The following is a 20,775-nucleotide window of genomic DNA, read 5'->3' as shown; positions in this document are numbered from 1 at the left end:
ACAGGCCGTTTTGTAACCCGCTGCCGGCCAGGGTGTTGCTGGGCGTCGCTAATGTCTGGATATTGTTTTACACGATGTGTATGCCGGCAGTGTTGCATGTTGCCAGCAGAACCTTGCTGTACGGTAGCCCGAAGTGCTTCGGACGTAGGCCATGATGCCTCGATTTGCCTGCCGTGTTGGCGCTATGCCAATGCTTTATGCCAATGTCTGCCAGTCATTGGGCTGTGTTATGCCCTTGCCGGTAAGTTCTGTCAGCCAGCCGGCATGGCCTCACGCCATTGGTGGGCCGCCATCTTGCATGCTGCTGCCGGCAAAACGAAAAGCCCCGCAACGAGCGTTGGTGCATCGTTGCGGGGCTTGTGCATCATTGCACGGCATCGTTTCAGATTCCGAGCTTCTTGCGTATGTCTTTAGGTATGGCGTTCTTGTTTACCATGAAGTCCATGGTCTTGTAGGCAACAAATGCCTTGGTCATGTACCATGTGCCTTTGTAGTCGCCGAATTCTCCCCAAGAGTTTTTCACCATATAGTATTCCTTGCCGTTCTGGTCCTTTGCAATGCCGTAGATGTGCATGCCGTGGTCGTCGGTGGTCTCCCAGTTGTCGTAAGCCTGCTGGCGCATTTCCTGTGTCGGAACAATCTCGGGGGCGTTTACACCGAGCGAGTCGAACTTCTCGTTCTTCTGTGCCGTGGTCAGCTTAAGCCATCTTGCAGCGTCGCTGCCGGCCATGTTTTGCACTTTCTTTGTGTCGTAAGCAATGCCGAGGCCCTTGCGTGTGAATCCGTCTTCCGACACGTCGCCACCCCACATGATGGTGTATCCTTCGTTGATTGCGTTGTCAATGATGCGCATCATGTCGTCCATCGGTACGTTGTAGCTGGGCTTCCAGCGCCAGTTGTCCTGCACCTCTACCACGAAAGTCTTCCAGAAGGGGTGGTGTGTGAAGCTGCTAATGCTTACATAGTCGTCCCAATTGAGGCCGAGACTCTGCGCGAACGACTGCGGTGTGTACTTTTTGCCCTCGTAAGTAAACTCTTTCGGGCATTCGCCAAGGTAAGCATCGAGTATGCCTTGCAGTCCCTTCTTCCACGCCGGGGTCAGTTTCTTGGCGTTGCTCTTGGCAATTCCTTCAACGTAAGGGGTCATTACGCTGAAAAACTCGTTGAAGTTGTTGAGCGAATCGCCCTGTGGCGTGCCCGGGGCGGGCATTGCGTTCTCGGGGCAGAGGCCGTAGTTGATGGCGCAGTAGAGCGGGTCATACGACGAACCGCCCTGTGAGAACGATATGTCTCCGTGCATTCTGACAGCGGCGATGGCCCTGTCCATGTAAGTCTTGCTTGCCACGAAGTTCTCGCACAGGTCGTATGTCTTGCCTGTATTCCTCAGAATCTCGCTCTCGAAGAACGACAGCGTGGAGTAAGCCCAGCACGTGCCGCTGCGGCTTTGGTCCTTGATACTGGTTATTTTGTTCTCTTTAACAACGGTGAACACCGGTTTGTTCTTGTTCACAGAGTCTTTCTTTTCCTCTGCGTGTGCGCCCGCTACAACCACGGCAGCAAGCGCTAAGGTCAATAAATGCTTCATGTGATGTTGATGTTGTGATTTAATTTCTGGTCTGTCTGTCACTTGTGGCTTCACTTTGCCATGAACTCTTCTACATCGGCAGGATGGTATGGTATCCTGTTCTTGCCCAGGAAGCGGCATCCGTCCTTGGTTATGAGCAGGTCGTCTTCTATTCGTATGCCTCCGAAATCCTTGTAAGTGTCGAGCAGTTCGAAGTTGAGGTATTCCTCGCAATGGCCTTTCGAGCGCCAGTCGTCTATCAACGCGGGTATGAAATAGATGCCGGGCTCGTCTGTCACGACAAAGTTCTCTTCCAGGCGGCGGCCTAGCCGCAGGCAGTTGGTGCCAAATTGCGTCGAGGGTTGCGTCTCTTCGTCGAAGCCAACGTACTGTTGTCCGAGCCCCTCCATGTCGTGTACGTCCATGCCCATCATGTGGCCGAGGCCGTGGGGCAGGAACATGGCGTGGGCACCGGCCCTTACTGCCTCTTCGGTGTCGCCCTTCATGAGCCCTAATTCCTTGAGCCTTTCGGTCATGAGGCGGCAGATGTCCATGTGCACATCATACCATCTGACCCCGGGCCTTGCCACCTTGAGCGCGTAATCGTGGCACTCTTCCACAATCTTGTATATGTCGAGCTGCCGTTGGGTGAACTTGCCGGTCACGGGATATGTGCGCGTGTGGTCAGAGCAATAGTCGTCGAGCTCGCATCCGGCGTCGCATAGCGCGAGGCGTCCGGCTTCGAGCGGCGCTGCCGAAGGGCATCCGTGCATTATCTCGCCGTGCTGGCTGAAGATGGTTGCGAAGCTCACCTTGGATGCCAGCGACCTGGCCGTGCCGTCCACTATGCCGCCAACGAACCGTTCGGTAACGCCGGGCTTGGCCGTGAGCATGGCCTTGGTGTGCATCTGGTAGCCCACTTCGCATGCCCGCTCTATGGCTTCCACCTCTTGGGCTTCTTTCGTTGAGCGCATCTTGACGACAGCCTTGATGAGCTCCAACGATGCTGCTTCCCTCTGCTGACTGGGGTGGGTGCCGAGCAGGTCCATTATTTGTATCATGGTGTCGAAGCGGTATGGTGGCAGGAAATGCACTTTCCTGTGCAGCCGTAGTGCCTCGTTGCAAATGCTTTTCAGCTCCTTCATGGGGCCGGATTTGGCAACCCCGACTTGCGAGGCCAAGTTGCTTACACTATCGACGGAGCCAAACCACACGATGTCCTCAATGTCAATGTCATCGCCAATGAGAGTCTCCGTGTCGTTGTCAACGTCGATTACGCCGACAAGTCCGTCTCGGTGTTGCCCGAAGAAGTAAAGAAACGATGAGTCTTGCCTGAAAGGTGAATAGGCGTTGGCAGGGTAGTTGGCGGGTGCTTCATTGTTGCCAAACAATAGAATCACACCATTTCCGACCAGCTTTTTAAGCTCGGCTCGGCGCCTAATGTAAGTTTCTTTGCCAAACATAGCTTTGTTTAATTTTGTTGTTTGTATTGCATTATTAATGCAAAGGTACACAATTATTTATAGAAAAGAAGTATCTTTGCATAAAAAATTGTATTTAAGGTAAACATATCTATGCAAATCATTAGGAATACGGGGCTTGTACTTGAGGGTGGAGGCATGAGGGGTGTCTTTACCAGTGGTGTGCTTGATGCTTTTATGAAGCACGAGTTGTATTTCAATTACGTTGTGGCTGTTTCGGCAGGGGCGTGCAACGGCTTGTCGTACATGAGCCGACAGCCCCGTCGGGCGCGCATTTCAAACATAGACATGCTTGCCAAGTACGATTACATAGGGCTGCGCCACCTGTTCACCCAGGGCAGCATCTTTGACCCGGAACTGCTTTACGAGCGTTTTCCCAATGAGATTGTGCCTTACGATTATGACACTTATTTCAGCAATCCGGCCACGTTTGAAATGGTGACGACCAACTGCCTGACCGGCAAGTCGGAATATCTGAGCGAGCGTTCCGGCGACCGCAAGAGGCTGATCGACATCGTCAGGGCGAGCAGCAGCCTGCCTTATGTGAGCAAGATAGTGGATGTTGACGGTGTGCCGATGCTCGACGGGGGCATAATAGACAGCATTCCGGTGATGAGGGCAGTGGATATGGGCTTCAGGAAGAACGTGGTGGTGGCCACGCGCAACCGGGGCTTCCGCAACAACGGGCGCGACCGCAAGATACCGAGGTTCATCTACCGCAACTATCCCCGCCTGCGTGTGGCTTTGAGCCACCGCATCGAGGCATACAACGCACAGTTGGAGATGGTGGAGAGGATGGAAGACGAGGGCTCCATCGTGTGCATACGCCCGCAGAGACCCATGGAGGTGGGACGTATAGAGAAGGATATTAAAAAACTGGAAGCCCTCTATGAAGAAGGCTTCCGGTTGGGTGAGGAGTTCTGCGAACGGGAGTTTGCCTGAGTCTTACTTCCATTCGGGAACGTATTCCGGTATGTTTTCTTCCGGCTCTTCTACCTTGTATTTGGGCGACGGGCCGTATTTGTTGTCGTGAATCTGGCTGTCTTGGCAGAGGAATATGAGCATTATTATTCCGTATGCGAACATGAGCGCGCCGATTGTGATTAGCGTGGGGTTGAGTAGTGTCCTCAATAGCAGGGTGGCAAACTCGGAGTCTTGCACGGCTGTGGTGAAGTCGTTGCCTTGTATCATGTAGTAAAGCCATGACAGGAATACGATAACGAAGATGACACTCAGGATGATGTAGCCACCCAACCACCATCCGCTGCGGCCGGTGTCGTGCAGCCTTCTGAATACGAGCGGTATCGTGGCGGCGTTTATCGCCAATGGTATTATGCTGCCGATAATGGGGATAAACATGCATATCATCTTGATAATTGCCAGTATAAGGTATGTCCACCAGAATTCAGACCGGCGTGAGCGACCTTTTACTTGTACAATTTTGCTCCATGCCTCCTCCAATGCCTCAGTGAGCGTGAGTTGTGGCAGATACGTTATTCCATTCATGTAAGTATGGTTTTGGTCAGGGCTTTGGTCTTGATTCTGGCTTTTGCAGTCGTGGCAAGCCCTTTTGCCCACATCGGCAAAGCCGTTTTTAGGTTTTCTTTGCGTATGCTGTCGCCATGCTGTGCCGGCTTTATTTGAGAAGGTCGGGGCGCAGGCGGCGTGTCCGTTCCATTGCCTGGTCCATCTCCCATTCCTTTATCTTGGCCTCGTTTCCGCTCAACAGAATGTCGGGCACCTTCCATCCCTTGTAGTCGGCCGGCCGTGTGTAGATGGGTGCAGAGAGCATATCGTCTTGGAAACAGTCGGACAGGGCGCTCTGCTCGTCGCCGATCACCCCCGGCACCACGCGCACGATGGCGTCGGCCATGACCGCCGCGGCCAGTTCGCCGCCCGTGAGCACATAGTCGCCGATGCTTATCTCGCGCGTTATCAGGTGGTCGCGCACACGCTGGTCTATGCCTTTGTAGTGGCCGCAGAGTATGATTATGTTCTCCAGCATCGACAAGTCGTTGGCCACGTGCTGGTTGAACTGCTCGCCGTCGGGCGAGGTGAATATCACTTCGTCGTAGTTACGCTCGGCCTTCAGGGCTGAGATGGCCCGGTCGATTGGCTCGCACTGCATCACCATTCCGGCGAAGCCGCCATAGGGATAGTCGTCCACGCGGCGCCATTTGTCGGTGGTATAGTCGCGAAGGTTGTGGAGGTGTATTTCGGCAAGGCCTTTTTTCTGGGCCCGTGCCAGTATCGATTCGTTGACAAAGCCCTCGAGCATCTCGGGCAATACGGTGATAATGTCTATTCTCATGGCTACAAAATTACTGAATTTTGTTAAAATGTAGAGGTTATTATGGTTAATAAAATAAAAAACAACGATGCTCTGCTGATTGTCGAAGGCGCGTTGTCGTAGGCCGCAGGGCGTTAGGCTGAGTTGCGGCAGGCCGGTGGATGGGTGATTACGGCGTAAATCTTTTTGGTCGGAAAAGGCCTCGCCGTGATGTTCCGCTATAGCGCCGTAATGGCAGTAAGTATGGTTGTGAGGGCTGTTTCGGCCACGGTCGTAGACGCCTTTGGCGGTGGATTGGCAGCCGAAAGGGCCGTTTGGCCGGGCGGTATGTGCTGTTTTGTGTTGTCAAAAGGCCCTTTTCGCATCGCTGTTTGTGCCCTTTGGTGGGGTGAAATGGGCCGTATGGTGAGAGTGAATCCATCTACTGGCGATGCCGATGTGGCCCGCCCGGCGTGTAATGATAAGCAAATCAGCGTGTTGTCTGTTTCAAATGAGAATCGCGTATTTGCCGCCGGCATTGTCCGCATCGGCAAATACGCGATTCTCACGAGGCTTGTTGTAATTAATTTTCATGCCTTTTGGCCATGCCTCTCTGCCGCCACTTCAGGCCATGCCAGCCTTATCAGTTCGGCGTCGGCAGCCGTCCAGTCGAGCGACAGCATCTCGTCGGCTTTCAGCCAGCAGTAGTCTGTGTGCTCAAGCAGTTTGAAAGAGTCGTCGGCCGGGGCCTCACACAAGTAGGCAACCAGGGTGAGACTGAAGTCGGGATAAGAGTATTCAACCGTTGCCAAGGCCTCGCCTGCGCAAACGTCCCAATCCATTTCCTCCTTTATTTCGCGCCTCAGCGCATCGCGGTCTGATTCGTCCGGCTCAACCTTCCCGCCCGGAAACTCCCATTTCTCAGATATGTATGCATACTTGCTCCTGCACCTTCTCATACAGAGGTAGCGGTCGCCGCGCTTCACCACGGCAGCCACCACGCGCGAGTGCTTCATTTCTGTTGCCCTTTTCATAGCGGTTGTTTATCTAAGTTTGTTCATGTTGTAGTGGGGTGTTACCTTTTTCACGAAGAAAACCATGGATATCACGCATAGCACAGCCCCCGAAAGGTAGACCATGTAGAACGTGAACGCATGTGCGATGAATCCGCTCGACAGTATGCCGATGCCTATGCCTACGTCCCATGCGGTGAGGTATGTGCTCGTGGCAGTGGCCCTCTGGTTGTTTGGGGCCAGGTTGACGTATAGCGAGTTCATGGCCGGGAACATCACGCCGAAGCCAATGCCGAGCATCACCGGCACGGTGAAGAACACTGCCGTGGCCAGGGGCATGTCGGCCATGGCCATGAACCGGCACGAGCCGAGGCAGAAGAAAGCCACTATCACAGGGTAGTATCCGTAGTGGATGCACTGCGTTATGTAGCCTTTGTCGACCAGCCGGCCGGCAAACAGGCGCGACACGCCCATGCCGATGGCCATGAGCGTGAAGAAGAAACCGCTCGGGGCAGTTATGTGTATCTCGCCGGCATACATGGCAACAAAGTTGGTTGTGGCGCCGTAAGGTATCGACAGCAGCAGCAACGATATGCTCACGGGTATGCCTTTCAGCAGTATGAAGCGGTCGAGCGACACCTTTCTCTTTGGTGCCGACATGCTTTCGGGCAAGGGGGCGCCCGATTTCTCAGCCTCCATGCGCTTGCGCATAGACTCCGGCATGCGTGCCTTGACGGCGCATGCGCACATCAGTCCGCACAAGCTTACTATCATGGCTGTGAGGAAAATGCCCGTGTAGCTGATGTGGCTGTGCATGAACAGGCCCGTCATTGGGCCCAGGGCCATGGCCGTGTTGTTGGTCAGGCCGTAGTATCCCAGCCCTTCGCCGCGCCTGCTGCTTGGCATTATGTCGACGCAGAGCGTGTTGCCGCCTACGGTGACGCTGCCAAACGCCACACCATGGAGTGCTCGGAGCAAGACGAACCACGCCAGGGTGGCTGCCAGCATGTAGCCCAGGAACATGCAGACACACGTGAAATAGCACAGTATGTATATCGGCTTGCGCGGGAACTTGTCCATCAGGAAGCCTGAGAAGGGGCGTATGCACAGCCCGCTCACCGTATAGCAGCTCAAAATGAGGCCGAGCATGGCTTCCGGGCAGTGGTAATTCTCCTGGAGGTAGAAGGGCAGTATAGGTATGAGCAGCCAGAAACCGAAGAACAGCAGGAAGTTGGCTGCAAGGATGCATATATAGCTTCGGGTGAACAGTTTGTCTCGTTTCATGCCTTGGTCTGTTTGTTGTGTAAAACAATCGGGAGCGACACGCAAGGCTGCACTGCCGGCATGCCTTCCGCATCGCTCCCGTTTGTGTGTCGGCAATTTAGTTTGCCGATTCGAATTCTTTGAGGAATCGCACGTCGTTCTCAGAGAACATGCGCAGGTCGCTCACCTGATATTTCAGGTTGGTGACGCGCTCCACTCCCATGCCGAAGGCGTATCCGCTGTACACCTTGCTGTCGATGCCGCACTGTTCCAGCACGTTGGGGTCTACCATTCCGCATCCGAGTATCTCGACCCATCCCGTGTGCTTGCAGAATCCGCATCCCTTGCCGCCGCAGATGTGGCACGATATGTCCATCTCGGCGCTTGGCTCGGTGAACGGGAAGTAGCTTGGGCGCAGGCGTATCTTTGTGTCTGCCCCGAACATCTCGCGCGCAAACGTCAGCAACACTTGCTTGAGGTCGGTGAAGGAAACGTTTTTGTCGATGTAAAGTCCTTCTACCTGATGGAAGAAACAGTGGGCGCGGGCGGTGATGGCCTCGTTCCGGTAAACACGCCCGGGGCATATCACGCGTATGGGGGGCTCGGTGGTCTCCATCACACGTGCCTGCACAGAGCTCGTGTGGCTTCGCAGTATGATGTTTTTCGTTACGTCGTTGGGGTTCTGCTCAACGAAAAAGGTGTCTTGCATGTCGCGAGCGGGGTGGTCGGCGGCAAAGTTCATCTTGGTGAACACGTGCAGGTCGTCCTCCACTTCGGGCCCGTCGGCCAGGATGAAACCCATTCGCGAGAATATGTCGATAATCTCGTTGGTCACGATTGTAAGCGGATGGCGTGTGCCGAGGCTTATCGGATAGGGCGAGCGCGTCAGGTCTACGTCGTCGTTCAGGCCGTCTTCCTGGCTGAACTGCTCTTTGAGGGCGTTGATGCGCTCAGTGGCTGTTTGCTTGAGTTCGTTAAGTTTCATGCCCACTTCCTTCTTCTGGTCGGCGGGCACATTGCGGAAGTCTGCCATTAAGGCATTGATTTCGCCTTTCTTGCTGAGGTATTTCAGCCTCAGTGCTTCTATTTCGCCAGCGTTGCTGGCGCTGATGCCTTTCACTTCGTTTAGAAGTTGCTCAATCTTTTCAAGTATCATGATGGTATATGTTTGTCACTTGGCTTTGCTTTGTGAGCCATGGCTTAAGGCTGGTATGGCCCGGCCGTAGCGTGGCCAACATCAGCCCGCCGGCCTGTGGCAGCCACTTGGCATGACCGTTTCGGGCTAATTTTTGCTGCAAAGGTAATATTTTTGTGTCAAAACAGAGCAAGATATCAAAATAAAGTTGTACTTTTGCCGAAATTTGAGAGGCGGATATATTCCGGTTTATAGATGAAAAGGTTTTTGATTGCGGTTTTCGCAATGGTCTTGTTGATGTTTTCCTGTAAAGGAAACAAGACTGCCAAGGATGCCGATGAGGTGGTGCCTGATTCTTCAGACAGCTTCGTTGTGGACACCGTCCCGGTGGACACGATGGAGCAACTGATATCCGAGACACCCATGCCAAAGGCAGCCGACGAGTTGTTTGATGATTTTTTCTTCAATTTCGCAGCCAACCGAAAGCTGCAGATGGGGCGCATCAAGTTTCCGTTGCCGGTGATAAAAGGCGACCAGACAGACTACATCCAGAAAGAGGATTGGCGGATGGATCATTTCTTTATGCGCCAAGGGTACTATACTCTCATCTTCGACAACATGAAGCAGATGGCTGTTGTGAAGGACACTTCTATCGATCATGTGGTCGTCGAGAAGGTGTTCTTCCCCAAAAAGCAGGTCAAGCAGTATGTCTTCGACAGGGTGGGGGGATTGTGGATGCTCTGTTCCATACATTACAAGCCTCTGTATGAGAACACCAACGCTTCGTTCCTGAAGTTCTACCAGCGTTTCTCGCGCGACTCGGCGTTCCAGATTGCGAGCCTGAAAGACCCGGTCAAGTTCACAGGACCCGACCCCGACGACGACTTCAGTCAGATTGAGGGAGTGATAACTGCGGACACCTGGCCCGCGTTCGCTTCTGAAATGCCGTCTAAAATGATTTATAACATCATTTACGGGCAGACATATACAGAGAGCGACCACAAGATATTTGTTATCAGGGGCATATCCAACGGCCTCGAGGTAGAGATGACTTTCGAGCGCAAGGGCGGCAAATGGCTGTTGGTTGAGCTCTCAACATGATAAACGTTTGACTTGAGATGAAGGATATAAGAAACTACGACTTAACGCCACACAACACATTTGGAATAAAAGCCTCGTGCAGCCGGTTTGTCGAGTTCGGCTCTGTCGACGAGCTGCGGGATGTAATTGCCGGCCTAACCAAGGCCGACGACCCGTTGCTTGTGCTTGGCGGCGGGAGCAATCTGCTGCTTACGGCCGACTACCCCGGTACGGTGTTGCATTCTGCCATCAGGGGCATCGTTCCGTCGGACGACGGTGACAGCGTGCTCGTGAGGGTAGGAAGTGGCGAAGACTGGGATGGATTTGTCGGCACATGCGTGGCCAACGGATGGTACGGGGCCGAGAACCTGTCGCTCATCCCGGGCGAAGTTGGGGCAAGCGCTGTGCAGAATATCGGTGCATACGGCGTCGAAGCGAAAGACTTGATATATGAGGTTGAGGCTGTGTCGTTGGCCGACGGCAGCCTCGAACGCTTCAATAATGCCGATTGCGAATATGCCTACAGGCACAGCCGCTTTAAGGGCGAGTGGGCCGGACGGTATGTCATAACCCATGTCACTTACCGTTTGGGCAAGCAGTTCAGGCCCCACCTTGATTATGGCAACATCAGGGCGGAACTGCAAAAGCGAGGCATCGTTGTGCCAACAGCCGGGCAACTGCGGCAGGTAGTGATAGACATACGCAATGCAAAGCTGCCCGACCCGAAGGTGACAGGCAATGCCGGCAGCTTCTTCATGAACCCCGTGGTAGACCGCCAGTGCTATGACGGGCTTGCGGCACTATACCCCGGCATGCCTCATTACACCGTAGACAGCAACCACGAAAAGATTCCTGCAGGCTGGCTGATAGAGCAGTGCGGATGGAAAGGCAAGGCCTTGGGCAGGGCAGGCGTGCATGGCAGGCAGGCACTGGTGCTCGTCAACCTTGGCGGGGCGTCAGGCTCAGATGTCGTCAGGTTGTGCGAGACCATACGCCACGACGTTAACGAGAAGTTTGGCATTATGCTTAAACCGGAGGTGAACATCAGATGAGGCTTACGTTTCTTGGTACAGGAGGCAGTTTCGGCACGCCAATGATAGGGTGCCAGTGCGCAGTGTGCAGGAGCAACAACCCCAAAGACCACCGCCTGCGGAGCTCGGCGCTGGTAGAATCCGATACCACGAGGCTGCTCATCGACTGCGGGCCGGACTTCAGGCAGCAGGCCCTGAACATGCCTTTCAGAAAGATAGACGGCGTGCTGCTAACGCATTCGCACTATGATCACGTAGGTGGGATAGACGATTTGCGGCCTTTCTGCAAGTTTGGCGACATAGACATATATGCAGACCGCATCACAGCTGCCAACCTGAAGAGGGCTATACCATATTGCTTCGACAAGGAGAAGTATCCCGGGGTGCCAAACATAAACCTCATTGTGATAGAGCCGCACAAGCCGCTGCGCATTGGCGACATTGACATAATGCCGGTTGAAGTGATGCACGACAAGCTGCCGATACTTGGCTACCGCTTCGGCCGGATGGCGTATATAACAGACATGAAGACCATCGGCGATGGTGAGCTTGCCTATCTGGACGGGGTGGAGGTGCTGGTTGTCAATGCTTTGCGTTTTGAACGCCCGCATCACTCACACCAATTGGTTGACGATGCAATATGTTTTGCGCGCCGTATCGGTGCCCGCCACACTTATTTCATGCACTCTTGCCACCATATCGGCCTGCATGATGAGGTCTGTCACTTGTTGCCGGAAGGCTTTGAGATGGCGTATGACGGCCAAGTAATCGATATTTAAAGTTAAATAATGATAAATCTTTGGTGCCTTTGCACCATAAAATATTGTGCATTGCAATAATATTCTTATCTTTGCACTGTGTTTTTCATAGTATTAGATTTAAGGTTAACAAATGGTTGGGAGTACAGCGGTACTCCTTTTTTTGTGCCTTGTCGTTGTTGAGGCTGTGTTGCTGTGCTGATACAACATAATGCGGGTTGGTTGTAAGCAGCTTTGTTAAAATGCGTCAGGCTGCAGAAATATGTAACTTAGTGGATTATTGTTTGTTGAATATTTTTGTTTCCTGGGCTATTGTATACAACCGAATGTGTGTCAGCGAGTTGCAATGCTTGCCGTCTTTAAGTTCGGTTTGGCCCGTTTCATGTTGCAAAACGGGCCGTATGGCAGTGCCGAACAAGCCGTTTCACGCCGCACGGTGTGCATAGCGGCGCGACAACTAGGCTTTTGTAAATATAAGTTCACACGGGTTTGCCTTTCATTCCCCTTATGTATTTATGGGTGGCCAATGCAGATTGCCTTGGAATAATGTATGGTGTGCGCGTGAAAGACACGAAGAATGCTTACCCATGCCGATGCGTTTGGCGGTGCCTGTCTGCAGTTCCGCCAAGCCAGTTCCGCTAACTTAGCCTTGCGGCATGCATGTCTTCGTCAGCGTTTTTTCTTGCTTTTAAACAGCCCTCCGTATTTGCTCATGAGTTTTCTCACCAGCATGAACGTGTCGAAAGCCGTTATGCTGTTTGTTATGATGCTGGCTATGAGCTCACCTTTCGTGTTGGCTTTCTTGGGTGTAAACAGGCTGTTCCACAATAGCCCTATCTGTTCGCCCTTCTTGTGTATTTCGCTCTGCAGCTCATCTTTGCGGGCCTGGATGTCGTCCAGCGTATAGTAAGCTTTGTTGTTTATCGGCATTTCTGTTCCTTTTTAGTTAATCACTTGCTCAAGAGTATGCCCGTGATGAATCTGATCAGTGGGCGGGTTATCAGTGGTTTGCGCAAGGCGAAGATGATGATGAGCAATGCCAGCAGCATTGCCGCAACGATGGCAAAGGCGCAGGCTGTGCCCGTGACAGGCGAAATCCAGTATACCATTGCGAAAGACAGGTAGAAAAGCACGGCAAACACAAGCACAAACATTATTATTGTCAGTGACAACGCCGTGATAAGCCGCACCAACTTGTCGATTACATCGAACTTCAGGTATTCTTTCTGAAGCCCGATGTAATCTTTAAGTGTCTCAATGAGCCGTGCCAACGACTCAACGTTTTTGTCGCTTGATAACATTCTTTGGTTTTGTCAGTTCTTTGCTGATTGTTCACTCGCGCCCTTATACCTGCGGAGCAGCGTCCTGTATGTCGTCAACGAGGTCGCAAACTTCCTTGCGGCTCAGCTTGATGTTGTGCCTGTTGAGGAAATCGTCAACGGCGTCAGTTATTTTTTCGCGTGTGTCTTTGCCTTTTTCCGGGGCTAACAAAAGTCCTAACACGGCTCCGGCGATGGCTCCGCCGAGGAATGCGCTGATATAACCTAAACTCTTCATAGTCGTTATGTTTTAAATTAGACAATAATTTTTTCGTATCGCAAATATAGAAAAGATTTTCCGAGTAAAACAATTTTTATCATCATTTTTTGTTAAATGGCAGCGATTTCCTGCATTTAACAAACTTTATGTCGGGTTTTTCTTCGCTTTTGCATGATATTTAGTAATTTCGCACAAATATTTCTATACAATTTCGAAAGTTTAATTTTAATAATGGTGAAGATGAAGAAGTACATGGTGTTATGCGCAGGTTTATGCGCCGCAATGGCTTTCACTAGCTGCAAATCGAGCGAGAGTGCTTACAAGAAGGCATACGAGAAGGCTAAGGCCCAGGAGACTGCACAGCAGACCACACCTGAAACGGCTCAGACAGAGGCCAATGTGGTGGCTCCGCTTGTGGACAGACCCGCAACAGACACCCAGGTTGTAGATAATGTGGACAACGTGCAGGTGCGCCAGGAAAGGGTGTCACTGGTCAACGGGTCTGGCTTGAAGCATTTCAGTGTCGTGGTTGGCTCGTTCTCACTAAAGGCAAATGCAGACGGACTCCAGCAGAAGTTGAGGGAGGCTGGATATGATGCGCAGGTGGTGAAGAACGAGGATCGCAATATGTATCGTGTTGTTGCAGCCACTTTTGACAGCAAGGCCGATGCAGCGGCAAGCCGCAATGAGTTCAGGGCAAAGTACCCCGACGCATGGTTGCTCTACAATGCGCAATAATAATATAATGTGAACGCAATCGATAAACGAAGCCTGTGGCAAGGATACTTTCTATCGATTACGGGAAAAAACGGACAGGATTGGCGGTTACCGACCCTCTGCAGATTGTGCCGGGAGGGTTGGCAACCGTTCCAACGTCTGGCCTGTTTGACTATCTGCGCGACTATGTGGGGCGCGAGTCGGTTGAGCGCATCGTCATCGGTGAGCCCATGCAGCCCAACGGCATGCCCAGCGAGAACCTGGAGCGGGTGAGGCAGTTTGTGGCCAGATGGCGCAAGGCAATGCCCGACATCCCCATAGAGTATTACGATGAACGCTTTACTTCGGTGCTTGCGCATAGGGCGATGATAGACGGCGGCCTCGGAAAGAAGGCCCGCCGGAACAAAGAGCTGGTTGACGAGATAAGCGCAACGATCATCCTCAGCGATTATCTGTCATCAAGGCGAGGGCCTGCCGGAAGGTAGGTGAGTTTCTTATTAAAGAGAGAAAAGATGATATTACCGATATATATTTACGGGCAGCCGGTATTGAGAAAGGTTGCCGAGGACATCCCGGCGGATATGCCGGGAGTGGATGAACTGGTTCAGGATATGTTTGAAACCCTCACTGCATCCGAGGGAGTGGGGCTTGCGGCACCTCAGATAGGCAAGGCCATACGTGTCGTTGTAATCGACCTTGACGTTCTTTCGGACGACCTGCCGGAATACAAGGGTTTCCGCAAGGCTTACATCAATCCTCATATAGAGGAATACGACGACTCGGAGACTGAGACGATGGAGGAAGGTTGCCTCAGCCTGCCGGCCATACACGAGCGCGTGACGCGCCCAACGCGAATCAGGGTGCGCTACCTCGACGAGCAGATGCAGCCCCACGACGAGTGGATTGAGGGCTACCTCGCCCGCGTGATGCAGCACGAATTTGACCATCTTGACGGCAAAATGTTCATTGACCGCATCTCGCCTCTGCGCAAGCAGCTCATCAAGAGCAAGCTGCGCGCCTTGCTTCAAGGGCGTTATCGCTGCGGTTACAAGACAAAGGCTGCGGTGAAGAAGTAAGTTGGAAATATGTATCGAAAGGTTGTTTTCTTCATAACGATGCTGCTGTTGCCGCTTGCCGGCAGGGCACAATTCAACACAGACAGGCTCGTAACGATAGGGCGCAGCGCGCTCTATTATGAAGACTATGTGCTTTCGATACAGTATTTCAACCAGGCTATAATGGCCAAGCCCTACTTGTATGAGCCTTGGTTCTACCGTGCCGTGGCAAAATTTTACCTCGACGACTTCGTTGGGGCAGAGCAAGACTGTACCCAAGCCATCGACCGCAACCCGTATGTGGTCAACACTTACGAGCTGAGGGGCATTGCGCGGATACGCCAGGAGAAGTTTTCTGATGCCATTGACGACTACACCAAGGCTCTGAAATACGACCCGGAGAACCGTAGCATGTGGCACAACAGGGTGCTCTGCAGAATCCAGAACAAGGAATACGAACGCGCATTGGCCGAACTTGACACCATGGCGGTGCACTGGAGCAAGTACGCCCCGGCCTATTCGATGAAGGCCGAGGTGTATATGCTGCAGAAAGACACGGCCAAAGCGATAGCCGCATTGGACAAGAGTCTGGAGATAGACCCCTACGACGGGTCTACATGGACCATGCGGTCGATAATCAGCCTGGCCCGCAAGGAGTGGAAAGATGCCGAGGGCTATCTCGACAAAGCCATACACCTGTTGCCCAAGCAAGCCGGCAACTATATCAACCGTGCCCTTGCGCGGGTCAACCAAAACAACCTTCGAGGTGCGATGGCCGACTACGACACAGCCCTCGACATTGATCCCAACAACTTTCTCGGCCATTACAACCGGGGATTGCTGCGTTCGCAAGTGGGTGACGACAACCGTGCCATCACCGACTTCGACTTTGTCTTGAAGCTCGAACCCGACAACCTCATGGCACTGTTCAACCGCGCCCTGCTTCTTGACCGCACGGGAGACCTGCGCGGGGCCATACGCGATTACTCGAAAGTCATCGACCAATACCCCAATTTCTGGACCGGACTGCAATACCGTGCAGCCTGTTACAGGAGGCTGGGCATGACCAAACAGGCCGAGGCCGACGAATTCAGGGTGTACAAGGCACAGCTTTACAAGAGCCTTTACGGCATACAGCCAAGGCTCAACAAAGAGCAGTTGCGCAAGCGCAGCGACGAAGACATGGATAAGTACAACCAGCTTGTGGTGGCCGACGAGCAGGAAATGGAGCACAAGTATGAAAGCGACTACCGCGGCCGCGTGCAAGACAGGCAGGTCGAAGTGGCCTTCCTGCCCATGTTCGGGTTGTCGTTCGACCGTTACCATAGCGACGTGACGCTCTACATCCCATTCGACAGGCAAGTCGATGCGTTCAACCAGCAGGCGGGCAAAGCGCGGCGGGTATACGTCAACTGCAATCAGGCAGCACTCGACGAGCCACATTCCAAAGCCCTTTTCAGCTACATCGACTCTCTCTCGAGCGGTATCGGAGGCACCGGCGGGCGCATCGGGGCCCAGTCGGCCTTGCTCTTGAGGGCCGTTGCTTATTCGGCCACGCAGAACTTTGAAGACGCCATAGGCGACTTGTCGGAGTTCATACAGAATGACACCGCTTCTTCGCTGGGCTACTGGCAGCGTGCCGTGTGCCAGACCAAGGTGAATGAGTTCAACGCTTCGCTCGGCACCGACATGGCAATGAAGTATGCCAATGTCATAGCCGACCTTGAGCGTGCCATCAAGCTCAACCCCCAGTGTGCCTACCTTTATTATAACCGGGGCAACGTTTATGCCGCGCGAAAGGACTATGCCCGGGCCATCGAGGACTATACCAAGGCCATCAGCCTTGACCAGAAGCTCGCCGAGGCTTACTACAACCGCGGTCTGGCAGAGCTGTTCAGCCAGCGCACCGATGCAGGCATAGCCGACCTGAGCAAGGCCGGTGAGCTTGGACTGTATAACGCTTACAGCATAATAAAGAGATACGCCAAGGGCGACAAGAAATGACGGATTCGAGCATGGCTTTGTAGAGGGCGTTTAGAAATGCCATGCCCCGGCGTTAGCCGCATCCAATCGCTTCTCCATGCGTCATTTCCATCCACTTCTTTGCATCATGGCGGCGTGCTTGCCAGGCAAGGAGCATTGGAATCTCAATTCTGCGGAATGTAAACCTGCGTGGTGTTGCGTAGTTTTCAAACCACGGTCGAAGCGTCAACAAATATTTACAAATATAGTTTTGAAAACCACCAAGGGCAGTTCTGGCTGGCCGTATGGGCCGTTTGGTACTCTGATATGGTCTGTTTGAACTATCAAAACGGGCAGTTTTGCACCCTCTTTCTTTTTGTTTCTTAACCTGCTGTACCCCAGTGCTTTAAACCATTTTGGCCGTCCTATGAAATATTCATACAAATAGTGGAGCGTTTATCCGGGCATCCGGCAATCGGGCATTGGCATGGCTGGCCCGTGGGTTTGGTTGTCACAGTGTCGGCCCTTTAGGGGGATGGTATGCAAGTCCGATTGTGCCGGTATGCGGCAGCGTGTAAGTATGCCGTTCGGGCTATGCCCATTGGCTCGTTATATACGCTCTGTCAGCTGTGGGCAGCTTGCCTGCCTATGCCTTATTTGGCGCAATTGCCACAGCTCAGATTGCTCTGCCATGGCCGGTTGTTTGGTCGTCTGGCCAACGGTGTGAACTGTTGCTGCGAGGTGTCTGTACTATATGGCATGGCTTTGGCCTGGCATATAAAGCCAAGGCAAATGCCCGAGAGCATGTGCGGCGTATTCCCTGGGCGCGGGGGCAGTCGTGGCGTCGGCAACAGTGGGGCATTTTGATGGCATGTAGGCAATGTAAAGGCTGATTTCCGGCTATAAACTCTCAGCCATATTGCATATACTTCACACGTTGAAATACGTACATGCACAGGCGTGGCTCGGCTGTCTTCAGGCCATGGCAATGCGTCGTGGTGGCATTGGCGGCGGCTCTGAGCTGTGTTTTCCCGGTCAATGCCACTTGCCTTGCGTAATGTGCAAATGGGCTCCGGCGGGCCGCAATCGCTGTCGGCGGGCAAAAAAATCCTGTTAAACGTGCACTTATTCCGAATTTAATGGTTAATTTTGCGCATTGAAAGTAAGGTTAAACAATACGACTATGATAAAGATCACATTTCCGGACGGTTCCGTGCGCGAGTACGAACAGGGCGTGACCGGACTTCAGATTGCTGAGAGCATCTCGCCGGCATTGGCACGCGACGTGCTGGCTTGCGGCGTCAACGGCGAGACAGTAGAACTTAACAGGCCGATAAACGCCGATTCCACCGTTCAGCTTTACAAGTGGGAGGACGATGAGGGCAAGCACGCCTTCTGGCATACTTCGGCCCACCTGCTGGCCGAGGCGTTGCAGGAGCTTTATCCCGGCATACAGTTTGGTTTCGGTCCGGCTGTGGAGAACGGCTTCTTCTATGACGTCTTGTTGAAGGACGGCGAGGCCATCAAGGAAGGAGACTTCCCGAAGATTGAGGACAAAATGCGCGAACTGGCTTCAAAGAAAGAGCCTGTGGTGCGCAAGGAAGTGTCGAAGGCCGACGCTCTGAAGGAGTTTGCCGCCGACGGGCAGACTTATAAGTGCGAACATATCGAGCAGGATCTTGAGGACGGTTCGATAACTACATATACCCAAGGTGCATTCACCGACCTGTGCAAAGGCCCCCATTTGCTCAACACCGGGCTTATAAAGGCTATCAAACTCACCAGCGTGGCCGGTGCTTTCTGGCGTGGCGACGCCACAAGAGAGCAGATGCAGCGTCTTTACGGCATCACGTTCCCGAAGAAAAAGATGCTTGACGAATATCTGGTAATGCTGGAAGAGGCCAAGAAACGCGACCATAGGAAGATTGGAAAGGAAATGGAGCTGTTCATGTTCTCTGAGCGCGTGGGCAAGGGACTGCCCATCTGGCTGCCCAAAGGCACAGAATTGCGCCTCCGCATGCAGGATATGCTGCGCAAGATACAGTCGCGCTATGGCTACAAGGAGGTGATAACACCGCATATCGGTAGCAAGAACCTCTATGTGACCAGCGGCCACTACGCCCACTACGGCAAGGATTCGTTCCAGCCCATACATACGCCTGAGGAGGGAGAAGAGTATATGCTCAAGCCAATGAACTGCCCCCACCACTGTGAGGTGTTTGCGTGGAAGCCGCGTTCTTACCGTGACCTGCCGTTGCGCATAGCCGAGTTTGGCACCGTTTACCGTTATGAGCAGAGCGGAGAGCTGCATGGCCTCACCCGCGTGCGTTCGTTTACGCAGGACGATGCCCATATCTTCTGCCGGCCAGACCAGGTGAAAAACGAGTTCCTCCGCGTGATGGACATCATACACACTGTGTTCTCCATCTTCCATTTCGACAACTTCGAGGCCCAAATATCTCTTCGCGACCCCAACGACCGCGAGAAATACATAGGTTCGGATGAGGTATGGGAGAAAGGCGAGCAGGCCATCATCGAGGCTTGCAAGGAAAAAGGCCTCAAGGCAAAGATTGAGTATGGCGAGGCAGCATTCTACGGCCCGAAGCTCGACTTCATGGTGAAAGACGCCATAGGCCGCCGCTGGCAGCTCGGCACAATACAGATAGACTATAACCTGCCTGAGCGTTTCAAGCTCGAATATACCGACGAGGACAACACCAAGAAGACCCCGGTGATGATTCACCGCGCCCCGTTTGGCTCGATGGAGCGCTTCTGCGCTGTGCTCATCGAGCATACCGCAGGTCACTTCCCGCTGTGGCTGACACCCGACCAGGTGGCAATCCTGCCAATATCCGAGAAGTACAACGACTACGCTGCGCGCGTTGCCCGCGAGCTCGATGCCGTCGGTGTGCGTGCAACCATTGACAGCCGCAACGAGAAAATCGGCCGCAAAGTGCGTGACAACGAGCTCAAGCGCATACCGTACATGGTCATCGTCGGCGAGAAGGAGCAGGCCGACGGCACTGTAAGCGTGCGCAAGCAGGGCTCTGAGGAGCGTGGCGTGATGACCATTGTCGAGTTTGCAGGCAAGGTTAACGCCGAGGTGGCCGAGCTGCTCAAGGCTACCGACGTAAGGCCGGAGTAAGAGGCATGAAACCATTTTTGTAAGACGATAGTGGTTGTCGCCTGTTGCAGGATTGTTCATTATCCCGTGGCAGGCGGCAATCGTTTTCATACGTCGTGCCGGCAACGGCTTGGCCAGACGTGTAACACATTAATAAATGATTATGACAAAATTAAAAACATTCATTGCCTGCATGCTGGCTGTTGTGGCCATACCGGGCTGTGGCGGGCAAGGCAACAAGGGAAAACTTCCCGCCAAGGCAGCCGATACAGTGCAGGTGGCATCCGATGTTAAGGCAGAGGGTGCTGTGACATATCTGAACACGGCAGACTTTATCAGTAAGGTGTACGATTTCAAGAGCCACCCAGACAAGTGGAAGTATGAAGGCGACACCCCCGCCGTCATCGACTTTTATGCCACTTGGTGCGGCCCTTGCAAGCAGCTGTCGCCTCTGTTGGAGGAACTGGCCGCTGAATATGCCGGAAAGGTGAAGGTGTACAAGGTCGATGTAGACAAGGAGCCCGAGCTGGCAGCAGCCTTTCACGTGCAGAGCATCCCAATGCTTCTGTGGATTCCGGCAAATGGTGAGCCTTTTGTTTCAATGGGCCTTATGCCGAAAGAGGAGCTGAAAAAGGGCTTCGACGAGCGCCTTTTGGGAAAAACGGCGCAGTGACTGGCTTTTGTTGACAATATTGCTCGGCTCATAAAGCCGGATTTGGGCGTTAATAATGCAAATTGCTTGGTTTCCAGTTGAAAAGTGAAAATAAAAGGGCAGAAATGTTTT

General features: G+C 53.1%; 20 protein-coding genes. 10 read left to right on the top strand and 10 right to left on the bottom strand.

The annotated features are described in order from the left end of the window. Positions 1-382: 382 nt before the first annotated feature. Positions 383-1,585, bottom strand: a complete 1,203-nt coding sequence (locus H6B30_RS09280; RefSeq protein ID WP_205109871.1) for a C1 family peptidase — start codon at positions 1,583-1,585, stop codon at positions 383-385. A gap of 50 nt (positions 1,586-1,635) precedes the next feature. Beyond that, on the bottom strand, positions 1,636-3,027 hold the full coding sequence (locus H6B30_RS09275) for an aminopeptidase P family protein (protein WP_205109869.1): 1,392 nt from the start codon (positions 3,025-3,027) through the stop codon (positions 1,636-1,638). Positions 3,028-3,138: 111 nt separating this feature from the next. On the opposite strand from H6B30_RS09275, the gene H6B30_RS09270 reads away from it, so the two are divergent. Beyond that, positions 3,139-3,987, top strand: coding sequence for a patatin-like phospholipase family protein (locus H6B30_RS09270; protein ID WP_205109867.1), 849 nt, complete (start codon positions 3,139-3,141; stop codon positions 3,985-3,987). 3 nt (positions 3,988-3,990) lie between these two features. Here H6B30_RS09270 and H6B30_RS09265 read toward each other — a convergent pair whose 3' ends face one another. The 5 genes from H6B30_RS09265 to pheS all read right to left on the bottom strand — a co-directional run bounded on the left by H6B30_RS09265 (position 3,991) and on the right by pheS (position 8,746). Then, positions 3,991-4,551, bottom strand: a complete 561-nt coding sequence (locus H6B30_RS09265; RefSeq protein WP_205109865.1) for a DUF805 domain-containing protein — start codon at positions 4,549-4,551, stop codon at positions 3,991-3,993. A 130-nt stretch (positions 4,552-4,681) separates the two neighbouring features. Next, positions 4,682-5,356, bottom strand: a complete 675-nt coding sequence (gene trmD / locus H6B30_RS09260; RefSeq protein WP_205109863.1) for a tRNA (guanosine(37)-N1)-methyltransferase TrmD — start codon at positions 5,354-5,356, stop codon at positions 4,682-4,684. 548 nt (positions 5,357-5,904) lie between these two features. After that, complete coding sequence (locus tag H6B30_RS09255; protein WP_239483827.1) at positions 5,905-6,348, bottom strand: (deoxy)nucleoside triphosphate pyrophosphohydrolase; 444 nt, start codon at positions 6,346-6,348, stop codon at positions 5,905-5,907. Between the two features lie 9 nt (positions 6,349-6,357). Next, entirely contained in the window at positions 6,358-7,611 is a 1,254-nt protein-coding gene (locus tag H6B30_RS09250; protein WP_205109861.1) for an MFS transporter, read from the bottom strand. Between the two features lie 97 nt (positions 7,612-7,708). Then, positions 7,709-8,746, bottom strand: coding sequence for a phenylalanine--tRNA ligase subunit alpha (pheS, locus tag H6B30_RS09245; protein WP_205109860.1), 1,038 nt, complete (start codon positions 8,744-8,746; stop codon positions 7,709-7,711). 234 nt (positions 8,747-8,980) lie between these two features. Here pheS and H6B30_RS09240 point away from each other — a divergent pair, with 234 nt between their 5' ends. The 3 genes from H6B30_RS09240 to H6B30_RS09230 are packed head-to-tail and all read left to right on the top strand — an operon-like array spanning position 8,981 to position 11,615. After that, entirely contained in the window at positions 8,981-9,826 is an 846-nt protein-coding gene (locus tag H6B30_RS09240; RefSeq protein ID WP_205109858.1) for a DUF4348 domain-containing protein, read from the top strand. A gap of 17 nt (positions 9,827-9,843) precedes the next feature. Then, complete coding sequence (gene murB, locus H6B30_RS09235) at positions 9,844-10,857, top strand: UDP-N-acetylmuramate dehydrogenase (RefSeq protein ID WP_205109856.1); 1,014 nt, start codon at positions 9,844-9,846, stop codon at positions 10,855-10,857. Beyond that, on the top strand, positions 10,854-11,615 hold the full coding sequence (locus tag H6B30_RS09230) for an MBL fold metallo-hydrolase (protein WP_205109850.1): 762 nt from the start codon (positions 10,854-10,856) through the stop codon (positions 11,613-11,615). Before murB ends, H6B30_RS09230 begins: the two co-directional genes overlap by 4 nt. Positions 11,616-12,263: 648 nt before the next feature. Here H6B30_RS09230 and H6B30_RS09225 read toward each other — a convergent pair. From H6B30_RS09225 to H6B30_RS09215, 3 genes are read right to left on the bottom strand one after another with little or no spacing between them, the layout of a single operon-like run. Further along, entirely contained in the window at positions 12,264-12,524 is a 261-nt protein-coding gene (locus tag H6B30_RS09225) for a hypothetical protein (RefSeq protein ID WP_205109848.1), read from the bottom strand. A 20-nt stretch (positions 12,525-12,544) separates the two neighbouring features. Beyond that, complete coding sequence (locus H6B30_RS09220) at positions 12,545-12,895, bottom strand: phage holin family protein (protein ID WP_205109846.1); 351 nt, start codon at positions 12,893-12,895, stop codon at positions 12,545-12,547. A 43-nt stretch (positions 12,896-12,938) separates the two neighbouring features. Then, complete coding sequence (locus H6B30_RS09215; protein ID WP_205109844.1) at positions 12,939-13,151, bottom strand: YtxH domain-containing protein; 213 nt, start codon at positions 13,149-13,151, stop codon at positions 12,939-12,941. Between the two features lie 222 nt (positions 13,152-13,373). Between H6B30_RS09215 and H6B30_RS09210 the strand changes: the two genes are divergently transcribed. The 6 genes from H6B30_RS09210 to trxA all read left to right on the top strand — a co-directional run bounded on the left by H6B30_RS09210 (position 13,374) and on the right by trxA (position 20,664). Then, on the top strand, positions 13,374-13,871 hold the full coding sequence (locus tag H6B30_RS09210; RefSeq protein ID WP_205109842.1) for an SPOR domain-containing protein: 498 nt from the start codon (positions 13,374-13,376) through the stop codon (positions 13,869-13,871). A gap of 35 nt (positions 13,872-13,906) precedes the next feature. After that, positions 13,907-14,335 carry a Holliday junction resolvase RuvX gene (ruvX, locus tag H6B30_RS09205; RefSeq protein WP_205109840.1) on the top strand — a complete coding sequence of 143 codons (429 nt, stop codon included), beginning with the start codon at positions 13,907-13,909 and terminating at the stop codon, positions 14,333-14,335. A 27-nt stretch (positions 14,336-14,362) separates the two neighbouring features. Next, the gene (gene def, locus H6B30_RS09200) at positions 14,363-14,926 is read left to right on the top strand and encodes a peptide deformylase (protein WP_205109838.1); all 564 of its coding nucleotides are present in this window, start codon (positions 14,363-14,365) and stop codon (positions 14,924-14,926) included. Between the two features lie 9 nt (positions 14,927-14,935). Beyond that, positions 14,936-16,909 (top strand): tetratricopeptide repeat protein, encoded by a 1,974-nt coding sequence (locus H6B30_RS09195; protein ID WP_205109836.1) that lies wholly within the window; start codon positions 14,936-14,938, stop codon positions 16,907-16,909. Positions 16,910-18,050: 1,141 nt separating this feature from the next. Then, positions 18,051-20,012: a threonine--tRNA ligase gene (thrS, locus tag H6B30_RS09190; protein ID WP_205109834.1), complete on the top strand. Its 1,962-nt coding sequence runs from the start codon at positions 18,051-18,053 to the stop codon at positions 20,010-20,012. A 142-nt stretch (positions 20,013-20,154) separates the two neighbouring features. After that, positions 20,155-20,664, top strand: coding sequence for a thioredoxin (gene trxA / locus H6B30_RS09185; RefSeq protein WP_239483823.1), 510 nt, complete (start codon positions 20,155-20,157; stop codon positions 20,662-20,664). Positions 20,665-20,775: the final 111 nt, after the last annotated feature.

It is taken from the genome of Marseilla massiliensis (genome assembly GCF_016899955.1).
Classification (GTDB): domain Bacteria; phylum Bacteroidota; class Bacteroidia; order Bacteroidales; family Bacteroidaceae; genus Prevotella; species Prevotella intestinigallinarum.
Note: the sequence above shows the minus strand (reverse complement) of the source record. Positions and strands in the feature narration are given on the sequence as shown.

What these genes read in the sequence shown, in the direction of transcription:
- pheS (WP_205109860.1), bottom strand. Translation starts at nt 8,746, where the DNA reads ATGATACTTGAAAAGATTGAGCAACTTCTAAACGAAGTGAAAGGCATC.
- H6B30_RS09255 (WP_239483827.1), bottom strand. Translation starts at nt 6,348, where the DNA reads ATGAAAAGGGCAACAGAAATGAAGCACTCGCGCGTGGTGGCTGCCGTG.
- H6B30_RS09275 (WP_205109869.1), bottom strand. Translation starts at nt 3,027, where the DNA reads ATGTTTGGCAAAGAAACTTACATTAGGCGCCGAGCCGAGCTTAAAAAG.
- H6B30_RS09230 (WP_205109850.1), top strand. Translation starts at nt 10,854, where the DNA reads ATGAGGCTTACGTTTCTTGGTACAGGAGGCAGTTTCGGCACGCCAATG.
- H6B30_RS09250 (WP_205109861.1), bottom strand. Translation starts at nt 7,611, where the DNA reads ATGAAACGAGACAAACTGTTCACCCGAAGCTATATATGCATCCTTGCA.
- def (WP_205109838.1), top strand. Translation starts at nt 14,363, where the DNA reads ATGATATTACCGATATATATTTACGGGCAGCCGGTATTGAGAAAGGTT.
- H6B30_RS09265 (WP_205109865.1), bottom strand. Translation starts at nt 4,551, where the DNA reads ATGAATGGAATAACGTATCTGCCACAACTCACGCTCACTGAGGCATTG.
- H6B30_RS09225 (WP_205109848.1), bottom strand. Translation starts at nt 12,524, where the DNA reads ATGCCGATAAACAACAAAGCTTACTATACGCTGGACGACATCCAGGCC.
- thrS (WP_205109834.1), top strand. Translation starts at nt 18,051, where the DNA reads ATGATAAAGATCACATTTCCGGACGGTTCCGTGCGCGAGTACGAACAG.
- murB (WP_205109856.1), top strand. Translation starts at nt 9,844, where the DNA reads ATGAAGGATATAAGAAACTACGACTTAACGCCACACAACACATTTGGA.
- trmD (WP_205109863.1), bottom strand. Translation starts at nt 5,356, where the DNA reads ATGAGAATAGACATTATCACCGTATTGCCCGAGATGCTCGAGGGCTTT.
- H6B30_RS09195 (WP_205109836.1), top strand. Translation starts at nt 14,936, where the DNA reads ATGTATCGAAAGGTTGTTTTCTTCATAACGATGCTGCTGTTGCCGCTT.
- H6B30_RS09270 (WP_205109867.1), top strand. Translation starts at nt 3,139, where the DNA reads ATGCAAATCATTAGGAATACGGGGCTTGTACTTGAGGGTGGAGGCATG.
- H6B30_RS09280 (WP_205109871.1), bottom strand. Translation starts at nt 1,585, where the DNA reads ATGAAGCATTTATTGACCTTAGCGCTTGCTGCCGTGGTTGTAGCGGGC.
- H6B30_RS09220 (WP_205109846.1), bottom strand. Translation starts at nt 12,895, where the DNA reads ATGTTATCAAGCGACAAAAACGTTGAGTCGTTGGCACGGCTCATTGAG.
- trxA (WP_239483823.1), top strand. Translation starts at nt 20,155, where the DNA reads ATGACAAAATTAAAAACATTCATTGCCTGCATGCTGGCTGTTGTGGCC.
- H6B30_RS09210 (WP_205109842.1), top strand. Translation starts at nt 13,374, where the DNA reads ATGAAGAAGTACATGGTGTTATGCGCAGGTTTATGCGCCGCAATGGCT.
- H6B30_RS09215 (WP_205109844.1), bottom strand. Translation starts at nt 13,151, where the DNA reads ATGAAGAGTTTAGGTTATATCAGCGCATTCCTCGGCGGAGCCATCGCC.
- H6B30_RS09240 (WP_205109858.1), top strand. Translation starts at nt 8,981, where the DNA reads ATGAAAAGGTTTTTGATTGCGGTTTTCGCAATGGTCTTGTTGATGTTT.